20 protein-coding genes are annotated in these 23,482 nt (G+C 35.5%); 6 read left to right on the top strand and 14 right to left on the bottom strand.

The window, feature by feature from the left end:
• Nucleotides 1-6: 6 nt before the first annotated feature.
• Nucleotides 7-462, top strand: coding sequence for a 30S ribosomal protein S9 (gene rpsI, locus ABWU23_RS03350; RefSeq protein WP_253309392.1), 456 nt, complete (start codon nt 7-9; stop codon nt 460-462).
• Between the two features lie 145 nt (nt 463-607).
• Nucleotides 608-919: an HU family DNA-binding protein gene (locus ABWU23_RS03345; RefSeq protein ID WP_341822256.1), complete on the top strand. Its 312-nt coding sequence runs from the start codon at nt 608-610 to the stop codon at nt 917-919.
• On the opposite strand, the gene ABWU23_RS03340 is transcribed toward ABWU23_RS03345, so the two are convergent.
• Nucleotides 912-1,619, bottom strand: a complete 708-nt coding sequence (locus ABWU23_RS03340; protein WP_253309395.1) for a pyridoxine 5'-phosphate synthase — start codon at nt 1,617-1,619, stop codon at nt 912-914. The genes ABWU23_RS03345 and ABWU23_RS03340 overlap by 8 nt on opposite strands.
• Nucleotides 1,620-1,881: 262 nt before the next feature.
• Here ABWU23_RS03340 and odhB point away from each other — a divergent pair, with 262 nt between their 5' ends.
• From odhB to secA, 3 genes are all read left to right on the top strand, one after another.
• Nucleotides 1,882-3,054, top strand: coding sequence for a 2-oxoglutarate dehydrogenase complex dihydrolipoyllysine-residue succinyltransferase (odhB, locus tag ABWU23_RS03335; protein WP_253309396.1), 1,173 nt, complete (start codon nt 1,882-1,884; stop codon nt 3,052-3,054).
• Nucleotides 3,055-3,157: 103 nt separating this feature from the next.
• Entirely contained in the window at nt 3,158-4,045 is an 888-nt protein-coding gene (locus tag ABWU23_RS03330) for an aminoglycoside phosphotransferase family protein (RefSeq protein ID WP_353270804.1), read from the top strand.
• Nucleotides 4,046-4,280: 235 nt separating this feature from the next.
• The gene (gene secA / locus ABWU23_RS03325) at nt 4,281-6,941 is read left to right on the top strand and encodes a preprotein translocase subunit SecA (RefSeq protein ID WP_353270803.1); all 2,661 of its coding nucleotides are present in this window, start codon (nt 4,281-4,283) and stop codon (nt 6,939-6,941) included.
• Between the two features lie 3 nt (nt 6,942-6,944).
• On the opposite strand, the gene ABWU23_RS03320 is transcribed toward secA, so the two are convergent.
• The 6 genes from ABWU23_RS03320 to ABWU23_RS03295 all read right to left on the bottom strand — a co-directional run bounded on the left by ABWU23_RS03320 (nt 6,945) and on the right by ABWU23_RS03295 (nt 12,548).
• Nucleotides 6,945-7,844 (bottom strand): ankyrin repeat domain-containing protein, encoded by a 900-nt coding sequence (locus ABWU23_RS03320; protein ID WP_353270802.1) that lies wholly within the window; start codon nt 7,842-7,844, stop codon nt 6,945-6,947.
• 309 nt (nt 7,845-8,153) lie between these two features.
• The gene (gene guaA / locus ABWU23_RS03315; RefSeq protein ID WP_253309400.1) at nt 8,154-9,716 is read right to left on the bottom strand and encodes a glutamine-hydrolyzing GMP synthase; all 1,563 of its coding nucleotides are present in this window, start codon (nt 9,714-9,716) and stop codon (nt 8,154-8,156) included.
• 105 nt (nt 9,717-9,821) lie between these two features.
• Complete coding sequence (locus ABWU23_RS03310) at nt 9,822-10,328, bottom strand: DUF2924 domain-containing protein (protein ID WP_253309401.1); 507 nt, start codon at nt 10,326-10,328, stop codon at nt 9,822-9,824.
• A gap of 401 nt (nt 10,329-10,729) precedes the next feature.
• A complete protein-coding gene (gene gatC / locus ABWU23_RS03305) occupies nt 10,730-11,083 on the bottom strand; it encodes an Asp-tRNA(Asn)/Glu-tRNA(Gln) amidotransferase subunit GatC (RefSeq protein WP_065094978.1) in 354 nt (117 codons plus the stop codon).
• Nucleotides 11,073-11,999 carry a ribose-phosphate diphosphokinase gene (locus ABWU23_RS03300; protein ID WP_253309402.1) on the bottom strand — a complete coding sequence of 309 codons (927 nt, stop codon included), beginning with the start codon at nt 11,997-11,999 and terminating at the stop codon, nt 11,073-11,075. Before ABWU23_RS03300 ends, gatC begins: the two co-directional genes overlap by 11 nt.
• Before the next feature lie 351 nt (nt 12,000-12,350).
• Nucleotides 12,351-12,548, bottom strand: a complete 198-nt coding sequence (locus tag ABWU23_RS03295; protein WP_264688305.1) for a hypothetical protein — start codon at nt 12,546-12,548, stop codon at nt 12,351-12,353.
• Between the two features lie 180 nt (nt 12,549-12,728).
• Between ABWU23_RS03295 and sdhA the strand changes: the two genes are divergently transcribed.
• Entirely contained in the window at nt 12,729-14,534 is a 1,806-nt protein-coding gene (gene sdhA, locus ABWU23_RS03290) for a succinate dehydrogenase flavoprotein subunit (protein ID WP_253309404.1), read from the top strand.
• On the opposite strand, the gene ABWU23_RS03285 is transcribed toward sdhA, so the two are convergent.
• The 7 genes from ABWU23_RS03285 to ABWU23_RS03255 all read right to left on the bottom strand — a co-directional run bounded on the left by ABWU23_RS03285 (nt 14,535) and on the right by ABWU23_RS03255 (nt 23,372).
• Nucleotides 14,535-15,320 carry a hypothetical protein gene (locus ABWU23_RS03285; RefSeq protein ID WP_353270801.1) on the bottom strand — a complete coding sequence of 262 codons (786 nt, stop codon included), beginning with the start codon at nt 15,318-15,320 and terminating at the stop codon, nt 14,535-14,537. It lies immediately after the preceding gene.
• Nucleotides 15,321-15,400: 80 nt separating this feature from the next.
• Nucleotides 15,401-15,904: a hypothetical protein gene (locus ABWU23_RS03280; protein ID WP_353270800.1), complete on the bottom strand. Its 504-nt coding sequence runs from the start codon at nt 15,902-15,904 to the stop codon at nt 15,401-15,403.
• A gap of 75 nt (nt 15,905-15,979) precedes the next feature.
• Nucleotides 15,980-16,795: a hypothetical protein gene (locus ABWU23_RS03275; RefSeq protein WP_353270799.1), complete on the bottom strand. Its 816-nt coding sequence runs from the start codon at nt 16,793-16,795 to the stop codon at nt 15,980-15,982.
• Between the two features lie 313 nt (nt 16,796-17,108).
• Nucleotides 17,109-19,352, bottom strand: a complete 2,244-nt coding sequence (locus ABWU23_RS03270) for an ankyrin repeat domain-containing protein (RefSeq protein ID WP_265016411.1) — start codon at nt 19,350-19,352, stop codon at nt 17,109-17,111.
• A gap of 436 nt (nt 19,353-19,788) precedes the next feature.
• A complete protein-coding gene (gene gmk / locus ABWU23_RS03265) occupies nt 19,789-20,397 on the bottom strand; it encodes a guanylate kinase (RefSeq protein ID WP_253308926.1) in 609 nt (202 codons plus the stop codon).
• Nucleotides 20,381-22,186 carry a pentapeptide repeat-containing protein gene (locus ABWU23_RS03260; protein WP_253309928.1) on the bottom strand — a complete coding sequence of 602 codons (1,806 nt, stop codon included), beginning with the start codon at nt 22,184-22,186 and terminating at the stop codon, nt 20,381-20,383. The genes gmk and ABWU23_RS03260 overlap by 17 nt, the downstream gene beginning before the upstream one ends.
• Complete coding sequence (locus ABWU23_RS03255) at nt 22,179-23,372, bottom strand: ankyrin repeat domain-containing protein (RefSeq protein WP_265016412.1); 1,194 nt, start codon at nt 23,370-23,372, stop codon at nt 22,179-22,181. The genes ABWU23_RS03260 and ABWU23_RS03255 overlap by 8 nt, the downstream gene beginning before the upstream one ends.
• Between the last annotated feature and the right edge of the window lie 110 nt (nt 23,373-23,482).

Below are 23,482 nucleotides of genomic sequence, written 5' to 3'. Positions count from 1 at the left end.
GTAAAAATGAAGAGTTTTACAATAAATAATAATGATTGGTCAGAAAAGACAATTAAATCAGCAGTTGATTCGCTTGGTCGTTTATATGCTACAGGCCGAAGAAAAGAATCTGCAGCAAGAGTATGGATAAAGCCGGGAAGTGGAAAATTTAGTGTTAACAAAAAAGGCGATCTAATTTCTTATTTTAAAAGAGAGTCAGTGTGCCAAATAGTGAAAATGCCATTTGTAGCAACTTCTACGTTAGACAAATATGATGTATTCGCAACTGTAAAAGGTGGAGGGCTATCTGGTCAAGCAGGTGCTCTAGCTCATGGAATAAGCAGAGCTTTAAGTAGTGTAAGCCAAGATTTGCATTCTATATTACGTAATGGTGAGTTCTTAACTAGAGATTCGCGTGTTGTTGAACGTAAGAAATATGGTCAACATAAAGCTCGGAAAAAGTGTCAATTTTCTAAGAGATAGTTATTTCATAGTGGTGTTTTTTTGTAAGTATTATACAAATATTTGCAAAAGTGTATAATATCCTCTATTTTTGTGATGAATTTAGTTGACTATCGGTGTCAACATAATATGCTATTTGTGTGATTTTTCAATATTAAGGTAATTTATGAGTAAAGAAGATATAATAAAACAATTAAAGGAAGATTGTTCTGGTCAGAATATAGATATAACAAAATCTGATTTGAGCAAGATTCATGATGCGTTTATTAAAATAATAAAGGATGAGCTGCATGGGAAAGGTGAAATACGTTTGCATGGAATAGGAACATTTTCTACTGCTATAAGTCAGGAGAAACAATGTCGTAACCCCCAAAATGGTGAGATCATGACTGTTCCTGAAAAGATAAGGGTAAAATTTAAAGCAAGCCAAACTCTTTTAAGTATTTTAAATGAGAAGGAAAAAGCAGCAGTTAGTTAGACATTATCATTTTCATTGTTTTTACTACGCTGTGTAAGCCATAAAATACAGCTTCGCTAATTAAATAGTGGCCTATGTTAAGAGCTGAGATGTGAGGTATTCTTGTCATCTTCTTAGCGTGTTTATAAGTTATGCCATGTCCTGCGTGGCATTCTATTCCTAATTTATTGACGTACTCTGCAGCATTAGTAATTAACTGTAACTTTTTCTCTGATGGATTATCACAGTAATCCCCTGTATGAATTTCTATTATGTCAGGTTTTATCTCTAGCTTCTCAAGATATTTTAGTTGATTAATATTTGGATCGATAAACAGTGAGACTTTTATGCTAGAGCTATGCATTTCCTCTATTATACTAGAAAGTTTGCTGTGCATATTAATGATATCCAGGCCACCTTCGGTTGTTAATTCTTCTCTTTTTTCTGGTACTATACTAATCGAATAGGGTTTTACCTTTTTTGCTATTTTAAGCATTTCTTCCGTGGCTGCAATTTCAAGATTTAGCTCAGTGCTAATGCTTTTTTTTAGGTTAAATACGTCTTCATCTCTAATATGCCTTCTATCTTCTCGTAAGTGTACAGTAATAAAGTCTGCTCCAGCGTCAATGGCTATTTCTGCTGCTTTCAATAGATCTGGGTAGGAAGTTCCGCGTGCGTTGCGGAGGGTTGCAACGTGATCAATATTAACACCTAGTTTCACAATCTACCTCAAAAATTATTTATGGATTATACATGTTATTAGGTCTTTTGCATAGTCATTGTTTGATTAGCAATACCATAGCCGAGAGACGGGGTTGGCGAAATGTGTCAAGATGGCCTAGCATCACGCGCTGGAATGACATTTGGGAGTATATTATCCGTTTGTCACTTCTAAATGATAAAAGCCTCAATGAATTTATTAGTTTATTACATGTCTCTTTTCATGTATAAATCTATAGAAAGTTTTATACGGAAGTTGTTTTATGAGCAAAATTATAGAAATCAGAGCGCCAAAAACTCTTGGTGGTGAGTCAGTTACGGAAGGTATAGTAAAAATAAAGAAAAATATTGGAGAAGCAGTAAAAGTAGATGACTTGATCTTTGAAATTGAGACTGACAAAACAGCACTCGAATTAACTGCAGAAGCTTCAGGGCAAATAACTGAATTTCTCGTAAAGGAAGATGATGTAATAAGTCCTGATCAATTGTTAGCGAAGTTTTCCGTGGGGGAAGTAAAAGAGGAAGCGAGAAAAGAAGATAAAAGCGAAAGTTCTGCCAAAAAAGATGCTCCGTCAGCTCGTAAAATTATGGAGGAAAATGCAATCAGCGCAGAAAGTGTCAAAGGAACTGGCATGGGAGATAGGATAACAAAAGCAGATGTAATAGGCCATATAAACAAAACAGAACAGCCTGCAATAAAACAATATGAATTGCCAAAAAGTGTAGTAAGTGGAGAGCAAAGAGAGGAACGAGTAAAAATGAGTAAAATAAGGCAAGTAATTGCCGCTCGTTTGAAAGCATCGCAAAATACTGCTGCAATACTGACCACGTTCAATGAAATTGACATGAAAAATGTCATGGATCTAAGAGCAAAATATAAGGATGCCTTTGAAAAAAAATATGGAATAAAACTTGGTTTCATGTCGTTTTTTATAAAGGCAGCAGTGCAAGCACTGAAAGAGATCCCTGAAATTAACGCTGAAATCTCAGGCGATGAAATCATATATAAACATTACTATGACATAGGTGTTGCTGTTGGCACTGACAAAGGCCTTGTTGTACCTGTTATTCGGAGTGCTGATCAGATGTCATTTGCAGAAATTGAGTTGACTTTAGTTGCTCTTGGCAAAAAAGCACGAGAAGGCAAATTACAAGTATCAGAAATGGAAGGTGCAACATTTACTATTTCAAACGGTGGAGTATACGGTTCACTTCTTTCCACTCCGATAATAAACCCTCCGCAATCTGGAATACTTGGAATGCATTCGATACAAAACAGGCCAGTTGCTGTTGGTAATGCAGTAGAAATCAGACCGATGATGTACATTGCTCTCTCTTACGACCACAGAATAGTTGATGGCAAAGGAGCAGTTACTTTCCTTGTCAAAATAAAAAATTATATAGAAGATCCAAATAGATTAGTTTTGGAAGTGTAAATTGGTATTAACTTAAACAATGTCAGCAATTAAAAATGACAAGCAAGTTTTTCTAGAATCAGAAGGTTTCTAAGGCGGATGGTAAAATAGGAAAAATCGGCAAATGGCATCAAAAATTGATAGTCGCTCTTGGTTATTACTTGTTACCGAACTTGTTGCACAGCAATTTCCAAAGTGGGCTCACTTAGAGATCAAACCTGTTGAACTCAGTGGTATAGACAATAGAACTTTTCGCTTGGGTGAAGAGATGTTGATCAGGCTACCAAGCGCAGAAGATTATGCGCTACAAGTTCTAAAGGAGCAAAAATGGCTTGAGATACTTGCATCACATTTGTCATTTTCTATTCCTAAGCCACTTGCAATGGGACAACCATCAAAGCATTATCCCTGGAATTGGTCAATATATAAGTGGATCGAAGGGGAAAGCATAAATGCATTGTCTATAGATGATCTGGATTTACAGATTATTGCTTCTCAGCTTGCACAATTTTTGAATGAGTTACATAAAATTGATGTTAAAGGAGGCCCTAATCCTGGACTCCATAACTTCTGGCGCGGCGATCACGTATCAGTCTATGACACAGAGGTAAGATCGGCCATTAAGGAATTGCAAGGTTTTATTGATGCTAGAACTATAATGTCCTTTTGGGAAAAAGCTATAAGCTCAAGATGGAACAAGAATCCAGTATGGATTCATGGTGACTTTGCAAGCGGGAATATCCTAGCGAAAGATGGATGTGTAGCTGCTGTAATCGATTTTGGATGTGTGGGTGTCGGCGATCCAGCCTGTGACTTGGTAATTGCCTGGACACTTTTGAACAACGAAAATCGGAGAATCTTCAAGTCACATCTATGTTTAGATCCAGACACGTGGGCCAGAGCAAGCGGCTGGGCTTTATGGAAGGCACTAATTACAATGCGCGACTGGAAGACAACAGAAGTTATGAAACAACAGAAAATTATTAATGAAATTCTAAATGAAGAAGCTTAGTTTAACCAAAGATTTTCAGTCCTATTTTTGCATACCTACCTTTCTTTGCTGTTCTCAAGTGAATTACTCTTAATCTAGCATAACTAACAACTTAAACGAACAACTATTTTCAGCAAACTAAACAATGCCTGTGATAGGTTCTTAATTTGAAAAGACTCCCCGAATCTAATATGTCATTGCTGTAGGCTGCATTTAGTAATATAATCTCATATTAAATAAGACGTTACTTAAGTTTATGCTAGATTATCCGCTAATTTTGACAGCCATTCTTATATTTTTCATTTTTACGTTGTCATTCTTTTTTATAAGAAAGATATTTGGGTCAACAAACAAGAAGATAATAAAATCCTTTAGGAAAATTGTTCAGCAAATAAATGCATTAGAAACAGAAATGCAGAGCTTATCTGATGAGGAGCTTGCTGGTAAAACTCAAGAATTCAAACAGGAATTGAAAAATGGGAAAACGTTAAATGATCTTCTCGTACCTGCATTTGCAGTTGTGCGTGAAGCCTCTCGCAGGTTTCTTAACATGAGGCACTTTGATGTTCAGTTGATTGGTGGAATGGTGCTCCATAACGGCATGATATCAGAAATGAAAACAGGAGAGGGAAAGACACTCGTTGCAACTTTAGCTGCATACCTTAATTCTTTAGAAGGGAAAGGCGTGCACGTCGTAACTGTTAACGACTACCTTGCGAAACGAGACACAGAGTGGATGAGCAAATTATATAATTCTCTTGGGGTTTCTGTTGCGTTTATCACGAATAACTTGACAGACGAAGAGAGAAAAGAGGCTTACAGTGCAGATATCGTGTATTCCACAAATAACGAGCTTGCCTTTGATTACCTGCGAGACAATATGAAATTTTCTCAAGAAGACATGGTTCAGAGAGGCTTTCACTACGGAATAGTTGATGAAGTAGACTCAATACTCATTGATGAAGCTCGCACTCCGCTTATTATTTCTGGCCAGATTGAGGAAAACAATCAGATATATAAGCATATCAATAAAATAGTAACCAAATTAGTTGACTCTGATTATGAGGTGGATGAAAAGGGTAGGGCAGTGTTCCTTACTGCAGATGGTATTTCACGAGTGGAAGAACTACTCAGGTCATACAATCTCATTCCTGAAAATTCCTCGCTCTATGATACTGACAGCATGATAATGACTCATTATATAGACCAAGCATTACGTGCACATAAGCTGTTTACTGCTGATAAAGATTATATAGTAAAGGATGGCAAGGTAGTGATTATTGATGAATTTACTGGGCGTATGATGGAGGGCAGGAGATATTCCGATGGTCTTCATCAGGCACTTGAAGCAAAGGAGAATCTTGAAATTCAGCATGAAAACCAAACTTTAGCATCGGTCACATTTCAGAATTACTTTCGTATGTACAATAAACTTTCCGGAATGACTGGAACAGCAGCAACAGAGGCAGAAGAGTTTCGTGATATATACAGACTAAATGTAGTAAAAATTCCAACCAATGTACCTGTAAAAAGAGTTGATATTGATGATGAAATTTATGGCACAGGAAAAGAAAAATTTAATGCTGTGTTGAAGTTTATAGAAGAATGCCATAAACGCCTTCAACCGGTCCTTGTTGGCACGGTAAGCATCGAAAACTCTGAGAAGCTTTCTGCGCTTTTGCAAAGCCATTCTCTTAAGCATTCAGTATTGAATGCTCGTTATCATGAACAAGAGGCGTACATAATAGCACAAGCTGGAGTGCCAGGTAGTATCACTATAGCAACTAACATGGCAGGACGTGGAACTGATATTCAACTCGGTGGAAACGCTGAAATGATTGCAAAGGTAGAGCTAAAGAAGATAAAAAATGCTGATGAAAGAGAAAAAAAATACCAAGAAATAGTCGAAAGAGTAAAAAAAGATAAGGAAATTGCTATAAAAGCTGGTGGTTTATGCGTGGTTGGAACCGAAAGACATGAAAGCAGGAGAATAGATGATCAATTACGCGGCCGTTCTGGTCGTCAGGGGGATCCTGGACTTTCTAAGTTCTTTTTATCGCTTGAAGATGACCTAATGAGAATATTTGGTTCTGATAGAATGAGAAGCTTTTTACAAAAAGTAGGGTTAAAGAATAACGAAGCTATTCATCATCCATGGATCAATAAGGCACTTGAGAAGGCGCAGAAGAAAGTTGAAGCTAGAAACTATGATGTGCGGAAGTCTTTGCTTAAGTTTGATGACGTAATCAACAACCAACGTAAAGTTATTTTTAAGCAGAGAAACAATATCTTAGGCAACGAAATTAATGATTTACTTGAAGTATATAGCGAAGTAAATGAGAGCATAGTAGAAGGTATAATCCAAAGTGGCTATTATGAGGATTATATTGAAGATATAGTCAAAGAATTCCATACAAAGTATGGAATAACGCTTGATAAAGAAGATTTAGCAAAGTTTTTAAACAAACAAGAAGCTTTGAATTATATAAATGATAAGATACAAGAATTTTTTACTGAGAAAGAAAAATATTTCAACAGTCAGCACACTACAGATTTGTGGAATACGATCGTGAAGCAAATGATGATAATGACACTTGATCATTTATGGAGGGAACACCTTTCAACTTTAGAAAGCTTAAGACAAAGCATAAGCTTACGTGCCATGGGGCAGAAAGATCCACTGAATGAATTTAAACGTGAAGCTTTCTTGATGTTTGAGTCAATGCTTGAAAAATGGAAGGAACTCACCATTCATCGCTTAGCACACTTTAAGTTGGCAGACAACCAAGAGATAGGCAATAGGGTACATTCTGCTAGAAATAGCAGACTTTCCAAAGTCTCAAGAAACGACAAATGTCCTTGCAACTCCGGAAAGAAATACAAGCACTGCCACGGCGCGGTTACTGTGGTAAATTAGTAACTATGGTTGTACAGTTTGTTTATTTCCATCAACATTACTGCAGCTAACCTCACTTAGCTTACTGTTTAATGAATGCTCTGATGACTTATACGCAACCCCATAGGAAATTCCACCAACGATCAGTGCAGATGCCACAGTAATTCCAACTATTGCTAGTGCAGATAATGCAGTAGCGTAAACGAGTCCTAATGGAACTACAACAGCAGATATAACAACCCCAACGGCTCCTGCTTTTGTAGCTTTAGGCCTATGTATACATGATGGGTCTGCACCATAATTTAGCAGAAGTTTTGCCATTTCTGGATATTTACTATGCCAAGCACAACTCAAAGGGGTATATCTATTTTTATTTTGTAGATTGATATTAGCTCCATTTTTTAGTAGAAGTTTCACTGTCTTTATATGCCCGTGCTCAGCAGCATAATGCAAAGGAGTTCTTCCACCTTCATCTTGTAGATTGATATTAGCTCCATTTTTTAGTAGAAGTTTCACTGTCTTTATATGCCCGTGCTCAGCAGCATAATGCAAAGGAGTCCCTTTATCTTCATCTTGTGCATTAACGCCTGCTCCTTCTTCTAGCAAAACTTCTACTACTTGTGTATGCCCATGCTGAGCAGAATAATGTAAGGAGGTTTTTTCCCATTCATCTTGTACATTAACATTAGCTCCGTTTTTTGTTAAGTATCTTACTACTTTTTCATAGCCATTTTCAGCTGCTATAAGTAATAAATTGCACTTGAGTATTATAAACGTGTAATTTATATCAAATTCGCTTTTTTTCCACTCATCATATATAAGTTGATTTTCCTGCTGCAGCTTATCTTTAATTCTATCAATTAAATTTTCCTTACTCAGATCTGGACTACTGTTGACTTCTTGTAGTATTAACCTTAATGTCATTTCCTTCTCCAAGATATAAAATTTTATTATGGCATATGAAGTGGATTATGTCAATGAAGAACTAAGAAACTGGTTCTTCTTTTTTTCTATAGCTTTAGGTTTACCTACAATTTGAAAAACAACAAATTCGTCATTCCGCCGCAGTATCTCTAGATCCCGCTAACACGTAGCGGGATGACGAGTTACTTAACGTCATACCGTGATTTATTCACGGTATCTCAACCGCTAACAAAGCGGGATGACAGCAATCCTACGTCATACCGCCGCGGTATCTCTAGATCCCGCTGCGGGATGACTAGACTTTTTGATTTACTCCCACTCAATGGTTGCTGGTGGTTTAGAAGTTAAGTCATAGACAACTCTATTTACTCCGGAAACGTTATTAACAATTATACTGCCAACATTCTGTAAAAAGTCCCAAAACACTAGCGAATGCTGATCCTTATCTTCAAATGGAAATGCATCAGCCGTCATACCATCGGACGATGTTACAGCCCTTAAAGCACAAACATATCCGTATGTACGACCATCTCCCATGACGCCTACAGTTTTTATTGGTAATAATACAGCAAAAGCTTGCCATATCTTATCGTATAGATCGTAATTTTTCATCGTATTAATATATATTTCATCTACTTCTTGCAATATTCGCACCTTTTCTTCATCGACTTCACTTATAATCCTCACTGCAAGTCCGGGTCCAGGAAATGGATGTTGAAATATTATCTCGTCTGAAAGCCCAATTTCTTTTCCAAGTAGCCTTACCTCATCTTTAAAGAGGTAGCGTAAAGGCTCTACTAGCTTCAGGTTCATCTTTTCTGGCAACCCACCAACATTATGGTGAGACTTAATTGTACTAGTGTTGTCTGAGGCATGCCCTGACTCAACTACATCAGAGTAGATGGTACCTTGCATCAAAAAATCCACATCACCTATTTTTTTTGCTTCTTCTTCAAACACTTCAATGAAAGCGTTACCGATAATTTTTCGCTTTTTTTCTGGATCAGTTATTCCCTTTAACCTACTCAAAAATAAATTTGATTTATCAACGTAGTTTATCGGAATTTCTTTCAACATAGCAATGGTCTGGTTCTTGCGTAACAACCCAGTATCGATAAAAATACAGTTCAATTGTTTTCCTATAGCTTTATGTGTGAGAGCCGCTGCAACACTTGAATCAACCCCACCACTTACTGCAGCGATTACTTTTTTCTCTCCTACTACATTTTTGATTTTTTCCTTCTGCTTTTCAATAAACGATTTCATTGTCCAGTCTCTCTCGCAATTTGCAATATCCAAGAAGTTAGAGAGCAATTTACTGCCATTTGTTGTGGGCCTCACTTCAGGATGGAACTGAGTACAGTAAATCTTCCGCTGTTCGTTGACAATTATTGCAATTGTTTGATTTATCACACCTGATGCGATAACAGTAAATCCCTGTGGTATAGTATCAACACTGTCCGCATGGTTCATTAATACATCCACTTCAGAATTAACATCCCAGGTATCCTTTATAATGGGGGATTCTTTTAGTATCTTGATTTTAGTTCTGCCAAACTCCTGTTTGAAACTCTCTTTTACTTTTGCTCCAAAATAATGACAAATGAGTTGCTGTCCATAGCATATTCCAAGTATAGGAACGTTTGTTGCCTTATTAAGTTTTATAATTTCATGTACTACTCTACTTGTTTCAGAACAATCATCATTTACAGATTGTGGTCCTCCAGAGAGAATAAACCCATTGAATTTTGATATTGTTTCAAAACTGATGTTGCTTGGAAATATTTCGCAATACACACCCATTTCCCTGACTTGTCTTGCGATAAGCTGTGTAAATTGTGAACCAAAATCAATAATGGCAATTGCTGACAATTTGCTCCTCCATATTACTTAAAAGTGATATCTGATAATAAAGAAAATAAAGAAGTAAGTAAACTAAGACCTCTTAAAAGCTTTGATGTATGACTTAAACGTTAGCTATGATTTATTTTGAGTTGACAGAAACTTTGCACGGCGGTGACTCAGAGTCCTCAGTTTTTCTTTGGGGTCAAGGCATACTTTAAAAAAATCCCAACCGTTGCAACTTTTACCGGTAATTCTTGTGCCAGCCGTAGAAGGAGCACTATATTCTTCCCCATTGTAAATAAACTTTCCCTCATTACTGACTGTAACTTCATACATTTTCTTTTTATATTCTCCAACAAGTGTTCTACCTATAAAAAGAGCTTTAATAACTTTTTGATTTTGCGTTAAGCCATCATCATCAACTTGCACAATTTCTTTAGGTTTATCTATTTTGAGCTCATTTAGTGGCTCATTACCCACCATATTGTTTAATACTTTATTTATTATATATGTTACTGCCTCATCTTTGACTTCTTCTACCCTTTTATCTACATATTTTTCTACTTCACTACGCACATGCCTTTTCAAACTTTCAAGCAAATCCTGTAAGTCGAGTAAAGTTAATTCAGATGTTTCCATAAAAACCCCCAGTTTTATTATCACGTATCAATAATACATCTAGTATACTTAAAATATCTTTAAGAAAGGCGACTCTGACCCTCAGGTAGCTAATGTTAACTACCGATATCGTACGTGAACCAAAATCAATGATGGCAATTGCTGACAACTTACCCCTCCATATTATTTAAAGCAATATCTGATAATAAAGAAAATCATGGGGCAAGTAAACTATAGCTAAAGTGGCTTAGGTTTACCTACAATTTGAAAAACAACAAATTCGTTATTCCGCTACTTGTTAGCGCCGCGGCGGTATGACGTAGGGAAACCTTCTTGGGTTAGCTATATCTGTTTTGCCACTCTGCTGAACGGATACTTTGAAAGTAGATCTATTATAGAATTGATATGAGCCTTATTTTACCCTAATCGTTTATAACCTTTGGCACTACGAAATACCCATGCTCAGGTTTTGTATTGGACAATATCTCTTCTTTAATGTTTTGAGAATTTATAACATCATCGCGTACATGAATGTCCTTGTCTATACTGCCATAACGCATAGGAGAAACACCTTCAGTATTAACTTGTAATAAAGTATCATGTATCCAATCCAGCATTGTCAGTTCTTTGGAGTAGTGATCAATCTCGTCATTTGATAACTTAATCCTTACAAGCTGTGCAATTTTAAGCATTTCTTCCTTGGTAATTGTTATTTTTCTCTTATTTGCAAATTCTATTAGTGAAGTAATAACGTCTTCTGTTGACTTAGCTGGCATCTTTACCTCCTTGGATGAAGTGAGTTAAAATATCTACGACCGAAACAACTTCTATTTTACCAGTTTTTTCAAGTTTGTGAAGTATAGTATCCGTAATCACTAATTTATCTAAAGAAGAGGAAGAAATTTTTTCAACTGCACTTCCTGAAAGCACACCATGTGTGATGCATGAAATTACGGACTTTGCTCCGCAATTTTTTAAAGCAAGGGCTGCATTACACAATGTTCCACCAGAGTCAACTATATCATCAACAATGACACAATTTTTATTCGCAACTTCTCCTATTATGTTCATTACTTGAGATGTGCCTGCTTTCTCCCTATATTTATCTACTACAATAATCTTATCACTTAACCCTATCTTGTACTTTTCCTCTAAAGTCTTTGCAAAAGCACGTGCTCTGCCAATTGCTCCAACATCAGGTGCAACAATTGCCAAATTTTCCGTGTGTATACAGTCAACAAATGCTTCAAAGCAGTTCAAATTAGTTATCGGTACATCAAAGAATCCTTCAATTTGACTTGAGTGCAAATCAATCACTGCAACACTACTTGCACCTGCAGTTTGAATAAGATTTGCAACTAATTTGGCATTTAAAGCAGATTGCATATCATTGTTCTTGATAATTCTATCTTGTCTGCTATATCCATAATAAGGAATAATTACTACTATCCTTTTGGCTCCTAATCTATTTACTGCATCAATTATAAGCAGAAGCTCCATAAGGTTATCATTCACAGGGGGAGAAAGAGATTGTACTATGTATACTTCTTGATTATATAGATCATTTGCTACTTCTACATTTACCTCGCCATCGGTAAACTTTGATATCCAAGCAGAGGATGGTTGAACATCTAGCCGGTTAACTACTGATTCCCCTAATTCTTTACTAGCATTACCTATTATTATCTTCATAATATACCAATTGAGCTTGTAAGATTATACAGAAATTATGAAATAATTGAAATGTAAGTTTCTTTATCTAGCATTCTTGTCGGCAAATTAGGTACCTCTTGTACAATGACCTGTCATTTTCACGCATTGTTTCAATATACAGACCCAAATTGAAACAACTATACAAAATCCTGCTTATGTTTCAAGATAAATGACTTTAATGAAATATAATTTACCTTACCACTTCGTTTTGATTCTCCAGTTCAACATAGGATAAATTACTCATACATTCTCCTAGTATTTCCTCCTTTTTATCATTATCTAGTCCACTGCTAAACCCCTGACACTTTTTCTCAAGAGCTAAGCGTGTAGCTATCTTACTGTTTCAGACGATAATTCCGGCAACTCATTACGAATCTTTTCCTGCTCTTCCTCAGAGAAATTGCCAAGGTTTTCCCTGGCCATTTCAGAAAATTTTTGAGTAATCGTTTCTTTTATCATTCCACCAACTTCCTGTTTATTTAGTGTAATAACTACCGATGGATGCAAGCCAGATAAAGACTCAACCATTTTATTGTATGTTCCACCTGAAGTAAGTAAAATAGCGAGGTTTAAATGGCATTAAGATCAAAATTATTGGATGAAAAAGTGGTTCACTAATAATGAGAATTGGTATTAGCTATAGAAAACTTGTATAGATTTTTTCTACTTCTGTGATATCATAAGCCTGTAATGATAAAATAAGCAAATATGGATAAGTCAGCGTATGAGATCATAGAACATGAGTATGATGTGGTAGTAGTGGGTGCAGGTGGAGCAGGGCTCAGAGCAACGCTTGGGATGGCTGCAACTAATTTTTCAGTTGCCTGCATTTCTAAAATTTTCCCTACACGAAGTCATACAGTTGCAGCACAAGGCGGAATTAGTGCAGCTTTAGGTAATATTGGTGAAGACGATTGGCGCTGGCATGCATATGACACAATAAAAGGTTCAGACTGGCTTGGTGATCAAGATGCAATAGAATATATGTGTAAAAACGCTGCTAAAGCTGTTATTGAACTTGAAAATTTTGGCGTACCTTTTTCTCGTACAGAAGATGGCAAAATATACCAGCGCTCTTTTGGTGGAATGACAACTCACTTTGGTAAAGGAAAATCAGCGCAGCGCACTTGTGCAGCGGCAGATAAAACTGGGCACGCAATCCTTCACACTCTATATCAGCAGTGTCTTAAATTCAACGCTGAATTTTTTGTTGAATACTTTGTGATTGATTTAATTATGGATAGCGAAACCGGAGCATGCTGCGGAGTTCTTGCTTGGTCGCTATGCGACGGCACATTACATAGATTTCGCGCACATTCGGTGGTGCTAGCAACAGGTGGATATGGACGTGTTTATTTCTCTGCAACAAGTGCGCATACCTGCACAGGTGATGGTAATGGCATGGTGGTGAGAGCTGGGTTACCACTTGAAGATATGGAATTTGTACAATTTCATCCAACAGGAATATATGGCTCAGGGTGCTTGATGACAGAAGGGTGCCGTGGAGAAGGGGGGTACCTCGTTAATTCTCAGGGCGAAAAGTTTATGGAACGTTACGCACCAAAAGCAAAAGATTTAGCTTCCCGTGATGTGGTAAGTCGTGCAATAACAATTGAAATTAGAGAGGGAAGGGGAGTTGGACCGAAAAAAGATCACATGTATTTAACTATAGCGCATCTTGATCCGGAAGTAATAAAACTCAGATTGCCGGGCATCAGCGAAACCGCAAGAACTTTTGCTGGAGTTGATGTCACTAAAGATCCAATACCTGTTATTCCAACTGTTCACTACAACATGGGCGGCATTCCAACCAATTATCATGGAGAAGTGATCACGCTGAAGCAAGGTAAGGAAGAAGTGGTAGATGGACTATTTGCAATTGGAGAAGCTGCATGTGTCTCTGTGCACGGTGCAAATCGACTTGGTTCTAACTCACTTCTTGATCTTGTGGTTTTTGGTAGAGCTGCAGCGCTCAGAGCAAAAGAGAAACTAAAATCCGGTACACCACATAAAAAATTGAGCTCAGATTGTACAGATTGGATAATAGATAGGTTTAATAAAATGCGATTTGCTTCTGGGAAGCTCAAAGTAGCAAAAATACGCAGCGAAATGCAGAACACTATGCAAAAGTACGCATCAGTGTTCCGTGTTGCTGAAGTTTTAGAAGAAGGTAAAAAAGCTATAAAAAAGGTAGCAAAAATGATGCCTGATGTTTCACTTGAGGATCGCAGTATGATATGGAACAGTGATTTAGTTGAAGCACTGGAGCTTGCTAACATGATCCCACAAGCGGTTATTACCATGGAATGCGCAGCCAATCGAGAGGAGAGTAGAGGTGCTCATGCTCGTGAAGATTTTCCTGAGCGTGATGATAAAAACTGGATGAAACACACCATAGCGTGGCTTGAAGAAAAGAAAGGTCAAATTAACGTAAAAATTGATTATAAAAAAGTGGCTGAAAAAACTCTGAGCGATGAAATTGACTTCATCGCTCCGGAAAAGAGGGTATACTAGTTATATTGTTAACCCATCTGCGGGAGATTTTGTTGATGTATCTTTCATTTCACTTTTTGGATTTCTTGCACGCTTTGTCTGTCGGTCATTGTCAGTAAAGTTCTTTGTTTTATTAGTTAGTTTTTCAAAACATTTCTTAACACCACTAAACCCTAAAGTGAGAGCAAGACATGTAGCTATAGCAATAGCTGCGAGGAATAAAGCGGCAAGGGCCCCAATGTAACCCTGAGAGACACCATATGCTACAGCTGAAATGAAAATAACCGTTGTTATGGATATTAATGTTTGACGGGTTCTCTTTGCTGGATCTATGTACTTTCCAGCAGCAGATACTGCTTTTCCTGTAGTAGATGCTGTTTTTTCTATAAAAGAACCTGCTTTTTCAATGCCAGACTGACATTTTTTTGAAGCAGTTTTACAGTGGTATTTTTCCTCGAGTTTCTCCTTTAGCTCTCTAACCTTTTTTTGTGCTTCTTGTGTAATTCTTGGATATTCTTTTAAATTAAGTAAAGTTAGATAATACTTTTTAGTATCAAATGTTTGACCTTCCAACTCTAGAGAACAGGGATCAGCGCCCATTTCTAGCAGCATTGCACAAAACTTTGTTGTATTGCTACAACTAACTGTTGAATCAAAAATTGTTCCTTGCTTTAGATATTCAATTTTTTCTTTCCTTGCTTTTGTTTTTAGCACCGCTTGTAGAGGCGTGTCTTCTTTCTGGTTGGTAGCATTCATAGCTTCTCTCAATTTATCTTGAGATATCACTTCTTTTTCTACTAAATTCAAAATCAACTCCAAATATGCAACTTTTTGCTCTCCTTTAAGTAAAGCAATATGATGTAAAGCATTGTTGCCATTTGTGTCTTTCAGGCTAATATCCGCCCCTTTCTGTAGTAACTCCTCAAAAAGTTTTTATCATTATTTTCAATTGCTGAATGTAATGGATTACTATCTGGAGTATTTATGGTATACCCTATAATTTCTTTAATTTTTGTTTCTGTATTGGTTTTTATTTCTGGTTCTAATTCAGACTTCTTTACTGACTCTGCCAATTTTTCTAAGAAGTTAAGATAATATATTTTTTGTTTTTCGCTTAACTCCTGTAATTCTTCTTTAGACAACTGCAAATCATCAATATTTGCTCCTAATTTGAGCAATTGTATAGCAGATACTATTGTATTGTCGTAGTGTGGTATAAGTTTTTTAAAAGGTGTTAAAGTTTTTCTAGGTGTAGTCTCAAAACTATGTTTTTCTTTTGTTACTTTACTAAGTAACAATGCTTGCAGTGGTGTTTGACCGTTGCCATTTTTATCGTTTACAGCTTTTTCAAGTTGTGCTTTAAGTTGCTCTTTTCCTTCCTTCTTACTCACATCTAGTACTGTATTTAAAAAATCAAACTTTTGTTTTTTCTCTAATTGTGTAACTATTAGGTGTAAAATATTATTTTACTTTTCATCTTTTGCACTGCTAATATCCTTACAACCTTTCAGATATTCTTCAAATTTCTTGCGATTTCCATTTTTAATTGCTTTGAATATTGGCTGTTCCTCATCAGTATATTGAACATTGCTGTTCGTTATCCCGTTGGTTTTCTCCACTTCTTGGTTTTCATTTGCTGTGTAGGAAATTGGTATACCCGAAATGTGGTCTTTCTCATCAGCAGGATCATCTTCAGCTTCGCTACTGTTGCCGCTTTCGATTCCACTGTCTCCATTGTCAATCGTCATCCCGTTGTCTTTCTCTACTCCTTGCCCTTCACTTATTGTGTTAGCACTACTGATTGAATGCTTCTTACTAGCGTTATGATCATCTTCAGCATCGCTACTGTTGCCGCTTTCGGTTTCACTCTCCATACTCCCTCTACGACCAATTTCATTTTGATCAACGTTATCAGGATGATCTTTTTTGCTGCTCTTGTTAATAGCTTCTGAAATTACTTGTTCTATTTCCTCTTTTTTTGTTGGGTCTAGTTTTTTTGACTGTTTGATTTCTTTTTTCAATGCTGGAAGGAAGTGTTGAGTATAATACTTATAATATTTTTCTTGTTCTTCAGGTGATTCTCCTAATTTGGTTAACACTTCGGTTAATATCTTAGGACTAGCCCCTTCCTTGAACAATCCCTTGCATTTGTTGAGAGTCTTGTCTTTCCCAACTTCTGGGTGTAGGTGTTTGTGCTTTCCTTTTGTTACTTTTTTCGTTATAATGCTCAATAATTCATTGTTGTGTACTAACTCACTAGATGTAGAATTTTCTTTTGTCATACCAAAGCCTCACTAAAAACTAACTATTTGTGTATCTTTGTAGTTGTAAGTGTCAACAATTTGAGATTGAGAACTAACAACTAAAAAGCTAGATTTAAATTTTAAAATGTTGTATATGTAATTGAAATACAGGCAGAAGAGCGTTTCTGCTAGTATCATAGTTAAACCTCACTTCAACGATTATCTACTATTTTAAATGTTTAGTTTTAAGAAAGGATAAATATTGGTATATAGCTAAAGTGAACAGGTGCAAAATGTGCTATACCGCGGCGCTAACGAGTAGCGGAATGACGGCATATCAAATTGTAGCTAGCTATAGAACGTTCCCTACTAGCTTATTCATGAATTGACGTAGTATTGATACATCGCTCATTTTAGTAGCTGGGTTTTCTGTATATTCTGATTGACTTGATGATTTTTGTACCTCTTGCTCTTCTAAATCGTTGGACTTATTTTCTATATCCTTAACAGAGTTATTGCATTGTGTATCATTTTTTGGTGCGTTATCTTGAAGTGTAAGTTGCTTTTCTTCAGTAAACTTTCCTTTAATTTTTCCAAATCCTTCATAAATATTTTCTAAATTCAAGTAAATAAGATAACAAACTCCAATAACTGCTATAATAGATGAGGCAGTTGCAATTGTAATACTTCCTTGAGAAGCGCTGAATATTACTGCACAGGCTAAAGCAGTAAATACAAGCGTTGTCACTACTTTACAAACAACATTATTGACATACTTCACAATATCGCGTGCTTTTAACTTCTTGCCAAAATTGCACTTCAGTTCAGTTCTCATATCATCTGGAATAAGCGCTCTACCCATTGATTTCTCTATTCCTTTTATAATTTTATAATACTCTTTGCTCCATAATCTTTCGGGTAGTATTAACTGCTTTGGGTCAACACCATTTTGCACTAATTTTACACAAAACTTGATCGTGTTATCACGGCTCTTAGGATTGACCAAATTATGTTTATCTTTTGTCGTCTTAGTAATTAGCGCTACTTGTAGTGGTGTGCGTTCTTTTTCGTTAGTGGCGTTTGCAGCTTTACTAAATTTCTCTTTTTCCACCGAATTTAAAATCAACTCTAAACATGTAACTTTTTGTTCTCCTTTGAATGAAGCAATATAGTGCAGAGCATTTTTTTCATCTTTATCTTGCACGGTAATATCTGCACCGTTTTGTAAAAATAACTCTAAGGCTTTATATCTATTTGTTTTTTCAAATTTCTTAAGTGATCGGTTCTCACTCTTCTCTTGTATGCGCTGGAGTACCAGATGGAGCGGTGTTTGCCCTTCTTTTTTATCATTTACAGCTTTTATAAATTGTTCTTTTTGGCTTGCTTCTAGCAATATATGGAGAAGTTTAAGTTTTTGTTTTGTTTCAGGTTTAACAATCAAGTGTAAAGCATTATTATCATCTGTGTCTTTAAGGCTAATATCTGCCCCTTTTTGCAATAGTTCTTTAAAAAGTTCTTTATCATTATTTTTAATTGCTAAATGTAATTGATAATTATCATTACTATCTGGAGTATTTATGGTACGTGGTATAATTTCTTTAATTTTTGCTTCTGTATTGATTTTTATTTCTGGCTTTAATTTAGATTTCTTTCCTTGCTCTGCTAATTTTTCTAAGAAATTACGATAGTATGTCTTTTGCTCTTCTTTTAAGCCTTGTAATTCTTTTGTAGATAATCCTAAATTATCAGAGCTGGCTCCATGCTCTAACAATTTTGTAAGAAACTTAAGTGTGTTATCATTATTTTGGATCGTATGAGACTCATGTTTTTCTTTTGTTATCTTGTTAATTAGTGCCACCTGAAGAGCGTCCTGATTTTCACTATTAATGAGTTGTGCTAAATCTTCCTTGGTGACCGTTTTTATTAGGATACCCAGAAACTTGCATTTCTGTTTCTTTTCGAGCGATGCAATAAGGTGTAAAATATTATTTCCTTTTTCATCTTTTATGCTGCTAATATCCGTACAATCTTTTAGATATTTTCTAAATTTCCTGTTATTTCCATTTTTGATCGCTTTTAGTAATTGAACATTATTATTCGTTATTCCGTTGCTTATTTCTACTTCATGATCATCTTCAACATCGCTACCGTAGCCACTCTCTGTTTCACTGTCCCTACGATCATTTTGGTTGTGGGTAAAACAATATTTGCTATTATAAGTAATTTCTGAAATTGCTTGCTTTACTCGCTCTTTTGTTTCATTTGGTGTTTTTTTCGATCGTTCTATTACTTCATCTAGCACTGGAAGGAAGCATTGGACATAATACCTATAATATTTTTCTTGTTCTCTAAGTGATTCTTCTAATTTAGTTAATACTTCAGAGCTAGCACCTTCCTCAAATAACCTTTTGCACTTCTTGAGGGTTCCATCTTGACCTCTTGGTTTTTCACGCTTGTGTTTTTCTTTTTTTACCTTTCTCTCTATAGTGCCATACAATTGCTCGTCTTTTCTATCCTGCTCTCGCTTTTTATTTTTATCTATGCATTCGTCTAACTTATCTGCATTAGTAGCTAGTGCGCTTAGATCTATACCCATACTAAAACCCCAATATTAAAAGCTATTTAAGTTGTCAGCACTAAACTAACAACCAAGAAGTTTGACTTTTAAATTGAGCTAAACGTTGTATATGTGATCAAAATATAGGTGGAAAGGCAGAAAACTAGTTTCTATTAGAAAATCTGTTATCATAGTCAAATCCTCACTTGAACAGTTGTCTACTATTTTAACCATTTAATCTTAAAAAATAATAAATATAGCTAAAGTGAGTAACTGCAAAACGTGCTACTGGCTAAAATATAGCTAAACTGACTTACGACAATTTGAAAAACCGTCATTCCGCTACTCGTTAGCGCCGCGGCGGTATGACGGTCCGCTACGTGTTAGCGGAATCTATGCTGAGATACCGCGGCGGTATGACGGTTCGCGGCGGTATAGCTATAGGATAAGAAACTATAGCTGCAGATCGATGCTTTTATAAATCTTCCAGACTTGGTTTTTCTTTTAGTTTTTTAAGTCTTTCTTTATTTAGTATGGAGCTTATCTCTTCTACACTTTTATCAATATCATCATTGATTATTACATAATCATATTTATCACGTTTGCTTATCTCTTTTTGAGCTTCGGCTAATCTGCGCTCTATTTCATCCGCACTGTTGCTATTACGCTTTTGCAGGCGTAACCTCAGCTCTTCCATTGAAGGGGGAAGTATAAAAACACTTACAACTTTTTTTCTCATGAGCTTGAATAAGTGAAATGCCCCTTGCCAGTCTATGCTTAGTAAAACGCTTATTCCACTGCTTAAGTTTTGCTCTATAAAATCTCTTGGTATACCATAAAAATTCTCAAAAACTTTGGCGTATTCAAGCATCTGACCAGCTTCGCATAACTCGTGAAATTTTTCTTCGGTAACGAAAAAATAGTCTTTTCCATTTATTTCGCCAGAGCGAGGCTTGCGCGTAGTCGTAGAAACAGACCTAACTAAATTAGTTGATCGCTCAAGTAATTTTTCTGATATAGTAGTTTTTCCAGCTCCAGAAGGAGAGGATAGAACCAATAATATGCCCTCACTTTTTATGGTCATTTTTCTTTGCATTTTTTAACATGGCGCTTTTTGGATCAGAGTTTAAAAAGCTAGAACCTTCTAAATTAGAATTTGATAAGTTGGTGCCAATGAGAGAAGAGTTATCAAAGACAGTATAGCGCAAATCGGTTTTTTCAAGATTTGCCTTATTCAAATTAACGTTTACAAACTTTGCTCTACTCAATGTTGAATTAGAAAAATCAGCATTTTCTAAATTCATATTCTTAAATTCAAAGTAAGAATAATTTACATTAAATTTTTCACCCTGTGATATTTTCTCTTGCAAATCTCCAATTGAAGTTATAGCATTTTCTAACCCTGCAAGTTTTTTCTGCCCTTGATTGTCAATCAAAATTGAATTATCAAACTTGCAATCTGTTAAATGAGCATCAGCAACTGAACTTTTATATATGCTTGAAGAGTGAAAAGACATATCACTAATTGTTGAATTGCTCAAATTGCTAAGAAAAAAGCTAGTTTTCCTAAAGGCATTAGCGTGAAGCAAAGAAGATCTGAAATCGCTTTCAATAAAATTTGAATTAGTTACTTTTAAATTGGACCAGCTCGAATTATCAGCTAATAAATTAAAGAATGTTGAATTTTCTATTTCACTGGAATCAATATTATGGTGAAAAAGTGTACTGTTATAAACTTGAGAGTCTTGGATTTTTATCTTATACATTGAAGTTGTAGAAAGGTCTGAATCTTCTATCTTCGCAGAGGTGAATAGTGAATGGTCAAAAAATGAGCCATTCATGTTAGAATTCGCAACTTTAGTATTATGAAACTTTCCGTGACGAATGTCAGCATTAGAGACATTAACTTGATGCAGTTCACTAAAACTAAAATCAATATTGGATAAATCAGCATCCTGAAGACTTGCTCCAGAAACATATACATGTTTTATCTTGGAACCATTTAGTATAGATTGAACAAAACTTGAATTATCGTCATTCACATAGGAAATTTGTGTGTTGCTTAAATTAGCTTCGTCGAAGTTACTGTTAATTATGATAGAAGAATTAAGGCAGGCATCGGAAAGATTGCTACCTGTAAAGTCTGATTCTTTTAACTCTGCACCGTATATGTTAGCATTTTTTAATGAAGAAAATTGTATCTTTAATTTATATGCATCCACTCCAAAGAAACTTGCATTATCAAGGTTATTTTTCTGCATAACAGTATCGTTTATTTCACTATCATTAAAATTTACGTAGCTAACATTCGAGTTTGATAAGTTGGAGAGATTCATTTGCACATTCGAGAAATTAGTATGCAAACCAATTACGTTGTGCATACTTACTTTTTTGAGATCGGAACTGATAAAATCAGCATAACTAACATGAGACTGATCAAATACGATATCTGTTAAGTTTGCAGAAACAAATTTTGTAAAACTCAAATTTGTACCTTTTATTTTAATGCCACGTAAATTAGCATTGGAGAAATTAGCACCACGTAAATCAACATCAATGAAAGACACGTCGGATAAATCGGTGTTAGAAAAATCAGCACCAATCAGACTTACTCCATCAAAAACAGATCCACTTAGGTACAATTGGCTAAAATTAGCTCCATTTAAGTTAGAGCCAAAACCTTTCTTAAAATCTTCTGGCACGCCCTCTTTGTGGCACTGCACCAAAAATTCAGCAAAGTCTTTTTTACTGTAAGATACGTATTTTGCATCATGTAGAGCGTTTAAAAAATCACTAATCTGATTTTTTTCATCATTTGTTTCGTTTCCATAACATAAATGACCAACTAAAATTAATATCAAAAATCTAATCATCTTGCTTATCGCACTGCGACTCATTGTTTTCTTTCGTTTTCACAGCCCAATCGTAAATTGCTGAGCTTTCTTTATTGTCTATTTTTCTATCCTCCAAAAGGTGTGGCATCATTTCGGCAATCGCATTTATTATATTGATCTGCTTTTTTTCGATTGCTATATCAATTGGGGATTGAAAATTATTATTAACTACTCTAAGATCAGCGCCTTGTAATAAGAGAAAGCGCACTATGTCTACCTCACCTTGTTTAACTGAATAAATGAGAGGAGTATCACCCAATTTATTTCTAAACCTTAGTATCTCTTGAGTTGTTAATCCAATTTTTTCTAGCTTACTCATTATTCCTCTTAAGCAAGGTAAGTTATTTTTCTTAATACAGTAAAAAAATTGCTTACTGTAATCATCAATAAATACAGTTGTAGGAAGATGCTCATTAAGGCTATCATATTGTCGTTTATATATTGACTTGCTTTGTATATCTTTATGACCCCATTCTTTTATTGGTTCTCTGTTTAGCTTTGTCCATTTTTGTAAATTTTTCTTTTCACTTTGCTCTTCTTCATCTTTTTTAGTTATAGGTTTTACTCTATTGCGGTCCTTAGAATTATTGTTTGTTTCTTTCACTTTTTTTTCTTCAAACTGATTCTCTACTTTTTCTTTTTTTCCCTCTAATAATTGACTCGCATCACTTTTTGAAAGTTCATTATCTTTTATATCAATCTTCTGATCAGCTTGTAGATTTTTTTGCGGGTCAGTTGTATTCTCATTTAAATCAGCACTTAAAGGCAAAGGCTCTGGTTTCAAATCTTTATTCACTTCTTTATTGGCCACATTTGGTAAATTTCGAGCAAATTCGCCTGTACTTTCTTCTAGCTGGTCATTTGGCAAACCTTTATCAATCCTTTCACCTTCACTTATAGTTTTTTCAACCACAGAAGCTTTATTCTCGTTGTGTTGCAGCTTCTCTTTATCGGTTACTCTTTTGCTCTCAGCCTCTTGTGTTTGTTTAGCATCGACGTTGCTTTTCAACTCATCTTTTTGATTTGTCCTATCTTGCTTCCTTACACCTACATTTTCGTTTTTATGAACTGATTCAATTTTCTTTTCTTCAAATTGCTCTACAGCAAATAGGCTCAGTGATCCAAATACAACAACTAATAGTACAAAGTATAAAATACTCTTCATAAATATTCCAAGCATAAGCTTAATTAAGATGATACTATAATCAAATGATTAATCTACAGTAAAAAATGCCTTAGGATTTAATTTATAAAAAAACAATAGATTTTTTGTAT

Source organism: Wolbachia endosymbiont (group A) of Hedychridium roseum, assembly GCF_964028325.1.
In the GTDB taxonomy this organism is placed as follows: Bacteria; Pseudomonadota; Alphaproteobacteria; order Rickettsiales; family Anaplasmataceae; genus Wolbachia.
Note: the sequence above shows the minus strand (reverse complement) of the source record. Positions and strands in the feature narration are given on the sequence as shown.